The following is a 9,788-nucleotide window of genomic DNA, read 5'->3' on the forward strand; positions in this document are numbered from 1 at the left end:
CGCTCACTCCCCCGCTGTTTCGGAGGCCAGGCCCGCGGTGGGTATCGGATTGGGAGTGTTGAGGGCGACGGGCGGGACGTACGGCCGGAAGGGCGTGAGCGCCGGAACGTCCGGGGCGAGGTGGGCCGTGTCGCGGCAGGTGGCCGCAGCGGCGGCGAGGGACAGGTACGGGGTGCGGATTCGGGACCAGCCGCCGGAGGTGTCACCGGCCACGGCTAAGCCGGGCAGCTCGGCGGCGATGGCGCAGGAGGCGTAGACCGCTTCCGGGGCGATGTCGCCGAGTGCCATCTTGGCCGAGGCTTCGTCGTTGACGCGGTGGCAGACGCGGCCGGTGAGCTGGGCCCGCAGCATGGTGGCGCCCTTGCCGAGTTCCGCGCCGAAGCGCTGCCCGCAGACCTCCAGGTAGATGCCGGCCGCGCGGCCGAGCTGGGCGAGGCGGATGAGGTGCGTGACCATCTCGTCGCGGCGTTCCTCGTCCTTGCGCGTGGCGACGAGAAAGAGTTCGGCCACCTCGTCGACGAACAGCACGACGGGAACGGGACGTTCGCTCTCAGGCAGGCCCCAGATGTCAGAGGTGATCTCCTCGTCGGGCGTGCCGGGGGCGATGCCCTGTCGGGCCTTGATCAGGTCGTATCGGTCCTCCATTTCCTTGACCAGGACGGGCAGCAGCTCGGCCGCCTCATGCGGATCGGTCGCCAGCGCTGCGAACCGGGAGGCGAACGGGGCCAGCTCGACACCCCGCTTGCAGTCGATGCCGACCAGGGCGACGGGCTGCCGGGCGAGCCCGGTGATCAGGTTCCGGAGGTACATGGACTTGCCCGACAGCGTTGCGCCCAGGACGAGTTCATGCGGCACGGCGCGGTAGTCCCGTAAGCACGCCGTGGCGTCCTCCCGCAGCGCCACCGGCACCTTGAGCAACCCGCCCTCAATCCGCCGAGGCATCCGGACCTTGCGCAGGACGTCAAAACCGATGAGCCGCAGTTCGACGACACCGGGCTTGACGTCCTTCACGTACACGGCGTGCACGCCCCAGGCGTGACGGAGCCGTTCCGCCGAAGCGGCGACGTCCGCGGGTTCCTGGCCGGGTGCCAGACGGAGCCGAACGCGCAGGCCGGTCGTCGTGGGCCGGATGATGCCTCGACGGGGCGGGACGGGACGGATCTCCCGACGGCTGGTCGCCCTGATGGCCAGCACCCGCAGCCGGGACGGCGCGACGGTCAGGCCGCATGCGTCCATGGTCGAGGAGTACGAGGCCAGCAGCCGGGCCACCGAGACCGGCAGCCCGACCGTGGACCAGTACGCGGCCGGGTTGGCGTGCCGGACGTAGGTCGCTCCACCTATCGCAGCGAGCGGCGCGCCCAACTCGGCCAACGTGATCAGGTCCGTCACGACGATCAGCCCGCCTGAGCGACCGAGACCGGGAAGACACCCGGCGCGATGGCGGTGGCGCGGTAGGCGATGCCGTGCCGCTGCTGGCCGTTGAACACGCTCTCCCACGGCCGGGCGATGAGCCCCGGCAGGGACACCGGAGCACCGACGGTCAGGCCCTCCGTCACACCGCTTTCGGGAACCGTGACCTGGATGAGCGACGAGTCCCCCTCGTCGATGAAGACGACGCCGACGGTCATCAGCGCCTCACCGCTCACGGCGTCCTTGGCGATCTCACCGGTCTGCCGGTCACGCACCTTCGGCGCCGGCGCTTCGGTGAGCAGGATCGTCGCGGTCGAGGCGTCAACGCGGATCACACGCACAGAGATTTCTCCTTTGGAGTCGACCAACTCGCCACCTGACAAGTTGACTTAGCAAGTTCGAAGTTAGAGATGCCAGGTTGACTTGTCAAGTGATTCCGGTGGCTGTCAACGAGCGGCGCCGGTACCGCGAGCGCACCATGAAGCCAGCCGGCACAGAGGAGGGCGGAGCATGGGCCGAAGAGACCGCGCTCAGGGTCCACAGCCATGGGATCCACGTGACTCGCAGGGGTCCACGCCACCACCGGACGGCTGGCCGACACCGCCACAGCGGCCCCCGCCAAGCAGCCCATACCAGGGCGGGCCGCCGCCTCAACCGAAGAAGCGACGACGCGTCTTCCTGTGGCTCTTCCTTGCCGTCCAGCTCTTGTTCCTGATCTGGGTGATCACGGGTGCTTCGACCGCCAGCGGCACGCCCGAACACTGCCGAAGCCTGACAGGTGACGACCTCAAGCTGTGCGAAGACGCGAGCGAAGTCGGAACGACAATCGGCGTAGGGCTCATCATCGGCCTATGGGCGGCCGTGGACGTCATCCTCGGCTTCACATACGTGGTCTACCGGCTCGCCAGTCGACGCGCCTGAGACAAGCAGCCGCACTACGCAGCGCGCGTGACCCGCACATCCTGACAGCTCAGCCGAGTCGGTAGGTATCTTCCAGTTCCTGCCCATCAGCAGGAAGCACCACGTCAGAAACCTGCAAAGCCTGGCCGGACGCATCTCGGGCGACGACCAGGACGCTGAGGACGGGCACGCCATCAGGAAGGCCGAGGAGCTCAGACTCACCGGCATCTGGCATCCGGGCCGAGACGCGCTCCGTCACATGGTCGAATCGGACCTTCTTCCGGCCCTCCAAGTGTTCTCGGACGCCGACGCCCAGCGGTTCGGAGCTCCCGAGCTCAGTGCCTTCGACGAGGCCGGCCGGGAAGTACGAGGACGCGAGTTCAACGGCCTCGCCATCCACCTCGACCAGGAATCGGCGCATCAGGACCTTGGCCCGCTTGGGCAACCCGAGCACGGAGGCCACACGCGCCGGAACCGGCACCTGGTCCACCACAAGCAGGCGTCCAGGAGTCCGCGACTCATCCCGCTCCAGCACTTCGCGCCCGCGGCGTTCCTGGTGCTCGACGCCGGCCGGCCGTCCGCGCACGATGGTGCCGTAGCCCTGCCGGGACTCGATCCAACCGTCTCGTTTCAGCAGCTCAAGGGCGCGCACGACGGTAGGGCGGGACATTCCGAACGCCTGGACCAGCTGATTTTCACTGGGGACCTTCGTGCCCGGCGGGTACGTGCCGTCCTCGATGCGCTGCTGGATCGTCTGCGCGAGGCGTACGTACTTCGGCGCCTCTACTTCATACGCCATGCACGCCGCCCGTCAGGATTGGCCAAGTCAACTGGTCAACCAGACTAGCGACAGTGCATATAGAAAAGAACCCGGCTCCCCCTTCAGATCGGCCAGGCATCGGCCATCACGAAGGAGACGACCGTCCCGCCGAAGCGACTGGGCCCCGAGTGCCAGGACTCGGCAATGGAGTCGACGAGGAGCAGTCCGCGCCCGTGCGCGTCGACAGCGTCAGGCTGCCGCAACCTCACCCTGGCCGGGAAGCCGGCGTTGTGCACCTCGACCTTGAGCGAGGCCCCATCCCGGAACCACTCCACCCGGACACGCCACACCTCGTCGGACCGACCGTAGACGATGGCATTGGTCACGAGTTCCGAGATCATCAGTACGCAGTCATCGACCGAACAGGCCGGGTTGTACGGGGCGATGAACTTCCGGAACCAACGCCTGGCCAGGTGCACGGACTCGGCGACGGGATACAGAGTCATCGCCCCGAGTCGCGGCGAGTCCTCAGAGGGATAGCGATCGATCGTAAAGGCCATCCGTGCTCACTCCTTGCCGCTGCCGTCACAGTCGAGGCAGCGCCGTTTCGATGCGGCACGGGCACGGTCGTCGACGGTGGACAGCACCAGGGCCGTGCGCGAGCTGACCCGTTTCCAGCCCCGCCCACGGCATCCCCGGCAAGCTAAGTGCGCGCCTTGCTCCGGCCGCTGACCCGTCACAACGTGCCCCCTTCAGGAAGTGGCCTTAGCCACTTAATGGATAGTGGCATTAGCCACTCACGCCGCGCAAGCGAATCTTCCAACTGATGCTCCATCAGGTGCGCTCAGGTAAGGGGGTAGCCCTGCTCGAACGCCCAGCGCTGCGGCGGGTACGTGGCTTCGGCGAACTCCAACGGCCGGTCCTGGAGGTCAAAGACGACGTGGTGCACGATCAAGACCGCTGAGCCGGAATCCAGTTGCAGGTCTGCCGACTCCTCATCGGTCGCCTGCCGGGCGCACATCCGGTCCTCGGCGTAACTCCCCTGCCGCCCCGTCATGTTCTCGACGTACATCAGGGTGCCCTCTTGGATCCGCTCCGGTTCCAGGAGCTTGGGCGCCCGCTGCCCGACATCCGGCGCGAACCACGAAGTGGACAGGGTGATGGGCCCGTCCTGGTTGTTCGTCACGCGCCGACGGTGCACGGCCCGCCGATCCTTCACCAGGCCCAGCGCCTCAGCGACGTGATCCGGAGCATCCAACCAGCCGGCCGAGGTGATGACCGCGTACTCGCCAGGGGTGTAGATCTTCCCCGTCTGCCGCGCTCGCCCGTACAACTCTCGCGCCCGGCGGTTCACTTCGAGGCTGCGCACATACGTGCCAGAGCCCTGCCTCTTCTCGACGAGCCCCTGATTGCTCAGCGCCTCCAACGACCGCGCGGCCGTAGGCCTAGACACCTTCCAGTTCGTCGCAAGCTGCCTCTCCGAGGGCACCTCGTCGCCCGGCCTGAGGTCGCCCCGAAGGATCTGATCGCGGATGTAGTGCGCGATCTGGAGATACTTCGGTTGCGCCTCTTCGATCTGAGGCATGTCCCCTCCTCGTCCAAGTGGCTATGGCCTCTAGCCACTATAGGGTGAGTGGCCAGACCCCGAACCCTTAATGTTGGGCACATGACGCGGTTGATCGTCGCAGCAGGAGGAGGGGGCGACGCAGTCGCCGCCGCAATGCTTGACGCCGCCTTGTACGGCCCCGACGACCAGGCGGTGATCCTCACCTACGCGTGGGACCGCCTGTTGGTCGACCCGATCCCAGGCCCCCGCAGCCCCGCCGACTTCACGGGACTCGAACCACTCACCCCGTCTGTCTGGTCGGTGCCGGCCGAAGCCCGCCCGATCGCTCCAGCAGGCTCCACACTCCCCCGGCTTGCGGCAAAGCTCCCGCACACCTTCGCCCTGATCGATCCGCATCACGGCGTCGAAGGCGTCACGCGCCAACTCGAAGAGCTGATAAGCCACTTGAGGCCGGACTCAATCGACCTCCTGGACGTGGGGGGTGACATCCTCGCGCGAGGCGATGAGCCCACGCTCAAGAGCCCGCTTGCCGACGCTCTGACTCTGGCCGCGTGCTGCCAGGTGAGCGCTCCCGTGCGGCTCCTCGTCGCAGGCCCCGGCCTGGACGGTGAACTTCCGCCCGCCGAGGTACGCAGCCTGTTTGGTCCCCTCGTCCACACCTTCACCGCGGAGGACACTGAGCCGGTCAGCGCAGTCCTGGAGTGGCACCCGTCCGAGGCAACCGGGATGCTCGCCGCAGCAGCACGAGGGGTACGCGGCATCTGTGAAGTCCGGGATACAGGACTCCCCATCCCACTCACGGACGCGGGCCCAACGGTCCACGAAGTCGACCTGGACGACGCGCTGAACCGCAACGAGCTGGCCCGCGTCGTCCTCTCGACCACCACTCTGGACGAGGTCGAGGCCCACAGCCGCGAGGTCTGCGGCTACTCGGAAATCGACTACGAGCGCAACAAGGCCACCTGGCTCAAGGACCAGCCGACGGTGAAGCTCGATCCTGGGACCGTGCTGCCGCAGCTCGACGAGTTCGAGAACGAGGCTCGAAGCCGCGGAGTCACCCACACGACGTTCCGCCGGCTCACCGAGGCTTTGGGCATGCCCGGCAGCCAGCGCGAAGACCTCAGGGCACTGCTCATCCATAGCCGACCGGAGCGATACGCAGCGCCCCTCTGGGAGCTGTCAGCCGTCGAGGACGAGACGCAACCACGATGAGCGTCTTCAGGAGCGATCTCAGCTTGGATGCACGGGACGTCACCGGCACCGGGGCGGAAACCGACGTGGCCCTGAATCTGGCGACCGGCAACATCAGGTTGTCGATCCTCTGGACGCAAGAAATCGAGCTCTCCGCCGACGATGCCGAACAGGTAGCCGAGGCCCTCCAGCGAGCAGCAGCGGAATCCCGAAGCCTCGCGATGACCAAGGAAGCTCAAGCCACCGAGGACCCGTCAGGCCCACCAGGAGCCTGAGTTACAACCTTCTTCACGGGTTCAAGGCGGCTCGCTCCGCTCCCCGCTCGCGGCCCGGCCCCCGGCCGGGCCTGCGCTCCTGCCTCCGTCCCGCTCCAGCCCGGCCGGCGCCCGTGCCGCGATCACTCACGCCGACCAAACGAGGGCGGATCGATACCTAGCTTGCGCGCCAACACGGCTCTCCATCGGCCCGCAAAATTGTCAGCCCAACCGGGCTCAATATCTACAGCGTACGCAATGAGTCCCGATACATGGAGGACTAGGCCATCAACGGAACTAAATCTCATGTGCCTTGCATGATCAACAAACCCAAATTCCTCCACACCTCGAACATGCAGCGAGATTCTCTGCCGCATCTTTTTTGTCAGCCGAACCCTGTCACCATCAACTAGAAGCCCGAGAACAACCTTGCGCGCCCCAGGGGTGACTATGCTCGTTTTCTGACGATGAACAACAAACCCGCGCCGCTCAACAACTGCCGACGCCTGATTCAAAATGGAGACAGCGACGCTCCTTTTGAAGGCTTCACCAGAGGAGAATGTCACATCATCGGCATAGCGCGTATAAATAAGGTTGTTCGCTTCCGCTAGCGCACTCAGATCCCTGTCCAGGTGCATTGCCACATGATTAGCGAGGGCCCCACTGGTAGGTGCGCCTTGCGGAAGGAAGCCCAGAAGCGACTTAGAGTACGCCCTAATTGGCGCATACCTCTTTGCCTTTACGTAAAATCTTCCGGGTCTCGGCGCATGCCCTGCATATCTAGTACATACTCTCGCGAGCTCCAAGGCTGGCAATGGAGCGTAGCCGAAACCTCGAAAAACCTTGTATACGGACACTTCATTGATTGACTCAAAGAAGTCCCGAATGTCCATTTTGACTAGCCATTTGGCGCCAACGTGGCGACTTGCGCACTGTTTAACCGACTTTCCCGGCGAGTACGCATAGCTGGATGGATGCGTGGGATCTTTTTCTACGATACGCTTCAAAATCCACTGTTGCACTTGAAGCAAAGTAGGTTCGGGGGATGAAACCGAACGCATTTTCCGGCCATTACGACGGGCAATGGAAATATCCGAATACGGATCTCTTTGGCGAGTGATAATCCCCCGCAGATACGGGTAGCTCGCTCCGGTGCAGTACGACAAGTGATTCAGAGTGAGGACGGAAGCAAGGCCCCTCCGCTCCACTTTCCCTGCGCCTGAAATAGCAGCATCGAGAATACCAGACGCCACACCAAGCTTAATTCCCTCAGCCTTGTAGAGGTGAGGGGAGTTAGTGATCATCTACCTTTGATCCTCCGCGACGCGAGTCGTGTCGTGGGTCGCGCCCGAGACTCCGCTGGAGCAGCGCGACCCACGACAGGATGCGAAGCGCAGGTTTGGTCCAGGCACGCGGATAGCCCGCTGCCTGCACAAGCCCCGGGGTCTAGCCCGGTGGTGTCGACGCCGACGGCATCGACCGATGCTAGATGTCACCAACCCCCCTCAAAGAGCGAGGATAGTAGGGAAGGTCACTTCCAATCAACCTACTTGCCTTCTTCGGCTCCTCGGGTTCCGGTCGTGCGTTCTTCAGCTCGCGCCGACCAACATCAGTGAGGCGCCCCATCATGTCAAGGAGGCCCGTTTGAACACACATTGCTCTCAAGTGTGATGCCTGAGCTATAGCTACACCAAGCCGATGAGCTAGCCGTTCCGCATCGCGAATTCCTTCTTCGGCTGCCTGCAAGATTTCGACCACAAGTCTGGAAGCGCCACTTGACCCATGCATCAAGTCCCCAGGCGTTTCCCGATGACGCAAAGCCAATGACGCCTGAGCCACCCTCTCTTCAAGAACATAGTCACTCCATTCCTCCTGAATTTCCGGACTCATCCGTCGATCTGCAAACAGGGGAGTCCACAGCCTCCCGCCCTTCGCCGCGTTCTGCCAGAGAATGACAGGCGTATTGTTCGGGACGGTATGCTGCATAACGAAGAGAGATTCAGAATTTCCGTACCCGAGCGCCATACTGTTAATCTTGGCGTACTTCCGGCAAAGACTGCGTATCTCGCCTGCCTCTCCAGACGCCCACCTGGCCGACGCGAAATCCGCCGCCTTGACGGAATATTGAACGGATGCAATCTTGGGGTTCGAATTCAAGGCAACCAAAGCTCGCGGTGATACGGCGTAAGCTACGACATGAAAGCGAATGAACCCATAAGAGTGCCAGCTACGGATTGTCTTGTTTTTCATCCAGTGGGCAACGTACCCTTGGACCCGGCTTCCCGTACCGCAATAGTCCTCAACAAGCAGGACACTGCGCGTGCGGACTTGTTTCATGTGGTTAATTGATTCGGGATAGTTGAGACGCCCTTCGTCCGGACGAAGACCTAGAGATTCACGAATCACATTTCCTACCATTCCTTCGCTGCCCGCAAGCGGTAGGAACGGTTGATCCAGCGGGGGGAACACACCTCCATCCGGAGCGTCTACTTCCCCAGCTTGGCCACTACTATCCGATTCGCGCAGCTCCCGCACTGGAACAGCAGCAATCGGATTCGGCAGATTTCCTGCAACATCGCGCAACAAGCGAGCGAGTCCCGCCCGCAATGTGCTGTCGAAGCAGACTTGCAGACTATTGAGCATGAGTTCGGCAAGAGGCTTTTCTTCGGGCAGGAAATTATCAAGCCAGGCGGCTCCCTGCCGCGTATTACTTGGGCGGTCCATAGGGTGTATTTTAGGGACTTGAGACAGCGTTCGACGCACAGTTCTAACAACTTCGCGCGAGAGTGGCTAGCGGAGTGACCGCGGCTTGGGCTCGATACTGCCCCGCCCGGCTGTGCCTCGCGTCATCGTTTCGCACAGGCCAGCACCAGCTAAGGCTCCGCAGCCACTCAAGTTGATGGTTCGATAGTTCAGCAGTCACGTTCACAGACCGGTCAGCGCGGCTTCGGTGATAAACAAGCGGGCAGCGTGGCTAAGGCCGGTGGGGGTGCAGCGGGCACACGCGCGCCTCGTAGGCCGACATGCCCGCCGTTGTGGCTGATTGTCTTCGGCTGAGGCTCATGCAGCTGGCTCGTGAAGGTGTCCGGCATCAGTGCACCGCCGCATCAGAGCGAGGCGCGGGAGGAGCCCAGGCAGAGCGGCCCCACCAGACGTACTGGTCTGGGCCGCTCTGCCTGCCGGAAGGTGCGAGATTGAACCCGCAGGGACTTGCGTCACGAGGAGTCCCTCTAGGCCGTGTGCGGCAGCAGGCTCATCGGGACTCCGCCGGACGCGGCGGCGGGCTCAAGGCTTTTACAGCGACCGACGTGCAGCTCTAGTCCAACACGGAAAGGATGTAGTCGACTCGCGCTTGGACTGCGACACGAGTTGTTCAGCCGGTGATGACAGCGCGACCGAGCTTATCGAGTACGTCCTCAGTCGACAGCTGTGAGTCTCGCAACTTCTCGTATCCGGCAACGACCTCATCTGCGTCCAAGCCTGCCGCTTTCGCCTCGCTACGCAGGTCAGCAAGGTCGATGGCATCCCTAAGCGCCTGCTTGGCGGCCTCGGCGTCCTCATGCTGCAACCGCTTGGCCGCTTCCTGCTGACCGCGCTTCCACAAGTACCAACCTCCGCCGGTTCCACCTGCCACGAGGGCACCAGCAGCGGCGAAGAAGAGGATAGGCATCTCAGGTCCTTTCGTTGCCGTTCATAGGCTGCCAGG

At 63.7% G+C, this 9,788-nt stretch carries 11 protein-coding genes; 3 read left to right on the forward strand and 8 right to left on the reverse strand.

Features of this window, described 5'->3' with window-relative positions:
- Positions 1-3 precede the first annotated feature (3 nt).
- Both ABZ464_RS07915 and ABZ464_RS07920 read right to left on the reverse strand, forming a co-directional pair.
- Positions 4-1,389: an FtsK/SpoIIIE domain-containing protein gene (locus ABZ464_RS07915; RefSeq protein WP_359272507.1), complete on the reverse strand. Its 1,386-nt coding sequence runs from the start codon at positions 1,387-1,389 to the stop codon at positions 4-6.
- A gap of 5 nt (positions 1,390-1,394) precedes the next feature.
- Positions 1,395-1,751, reverse strand: a complete 357-nt coding sequence (locus tag ABZ464_RS07920) for a hypothetical protein (protein ID WP_319595780.1) — start codon at positions 1,749-1,751, stop codon at positions 1,395-1,397.
- A 364-nt stretch (positions 1,752-2,115) separates the two neighbouring features.
- On the opposite strand from ABZ464_RS07920, the gene ABZ464_RS07925 reads away from it, so the two are divergent.
- Positions 2,116-2,331, forward strand: coding sequence for a hypothetical protein (locus tag ABZ464_RS07925; protein ID WP_359272511.1), 216 nt, complete (start codon positions 2,116-2,118; stop codon positions 2,329-2,331).
- A gap of 49 nt (positions 2,332-2,380) precedes the next feature.
- Here ABZ464_RS07925 and ABZ464_RS07930 read toward each other — a convergent pair whose 3' ends face one another.
- The 3 genes from ABZ464_RS07930 to ABZ464_RS07940 form a co-directional block, all read right to left on the reverse strand.
- Positions 2,381-3,109, reverse strand: coding sequence for a GntR family transcriptional regulator (locus tag ABZ464_RS07930; RefSeq protein WP_359272514.1), 729 nt, complete (start codon positions 3,107-3,109; stop codon positions 2,381-2,383).
- A gap of 83 nt (positions 3,110-3,192) precedes the next feature.
- The gene (locus ABZ464_RS07935) at positions 3,193-3,630 is read right to left on the reverse strand and encodes an ATP-binding protein (RefSeq protein ID WP_359272517.1); all 438 of its coding nucleotides are present in this window, start codon (positions 3,628-3,630) and stop codon (positions 3,193-3,195) included.
- 284 nt (positions 3,631-3,914) lie between these two features.
- Positions 3,915-4,655 carry a GntR family transcriptional regulator gene (locus tag ABZ464_RS07940; protein WP_189919728.1) on the reverse strand — a complete coding sequence of 247 codons (741 nt, stop codon included), beginning with the start codon at positions 4,653-4,655 and terminating at the stop codon, positions 3,915-3,917.
- A gap of 81 nt (positions 4,656-4,736) precedes the next feature.
- Between ABZ464_RS07940 and ABZ464_RS07945 the strand changes: the two genes are divergently transcribed.
- Together ABZ464_RS07945 and ABZ464_RS07950 are read left to right on the forward strand one after the other, a co-directional pair.
- The gene (locus tag ABZ464_RS07945) at positions 4,737-5,849 is read left to right on the forward strand and encodes a DUF1152 domain-containing protein (protein WP_359272521.1); all 1,113 of its coding nucleotides are present in this window, start codon (positions 4,737-4,739) and stop codon (positions 5,847-5,849) included.
- Positions 5,846-6,103: a hypothetical protein gene (locus ABZ464_RS07950; RefSeq protein WP_359272524.1), complete on the forward strand. Its 258-nt coding sequence runs from the start codon at positions 5,846-5,848 to the stop codon at positions 6,101-6,103. Before ABZ464_RS07945 ends, ABZ464_RS07950 begins: the two co-directional genes overlap by 4 nt.
- A gap of 122 nt (positions 6,104-6,225) precedes the next feature.
- On the opposite strand, the gene ABZ464_RS07955 is transcribed toward ABZ464_RS07950, so the two are convergent.
- From ABZ464_RS07955 to ABZ464_RS07965, 3 genes are all read right to left on the reverse strand, one after another.
- On the reverse strand, positions 6,226-7,386 hold the full coding sequence (locus ABZ464_RS07955; protein ID WP_359272527.1) for a reverse transcriptase family protein: 1,161 nt from the start codon (positions 7,384-7,386) through the stop codon (positions 6,226-6,228).
- A 181-nt stretch (positions 7,387-7,567) separates the two neighbouring features.
- The gene (locus ABZ464_RS07960) at positions 7,568-8,806 is read right to left on the reverse strand and encodes a hypothetical protein (RefSeq protein ID WP_359272530.1); all 1,239 of its coding nucleotides are present in this window, start codon (positions 8,804-8,806) and stop codon (positions 7,568-7,570) included.
- Positions 8,807-9,455: 649 nt separating this feature from the next.
- Positions 9,456-9,752, reverse strand: a complete 297-nt coding sequence (locus ABZ464_RS07965) for a hypothetical protein (protein WP_359272533.1) — start codon at positions 9,750-9,752, stop codon at positions 9,456-9,458.
- Positions 9,753-9,788 lie beyond the last annotated feature (36 nt).

Source organism: Streptomyces sp. NPDC005820, assembly GCF_040630255.1.
Classification (GTDB): Bacteria; Actinomycetota; Actinomycetes; order Streptomycetales; family Streptomycetaceae; genus Streptomyces.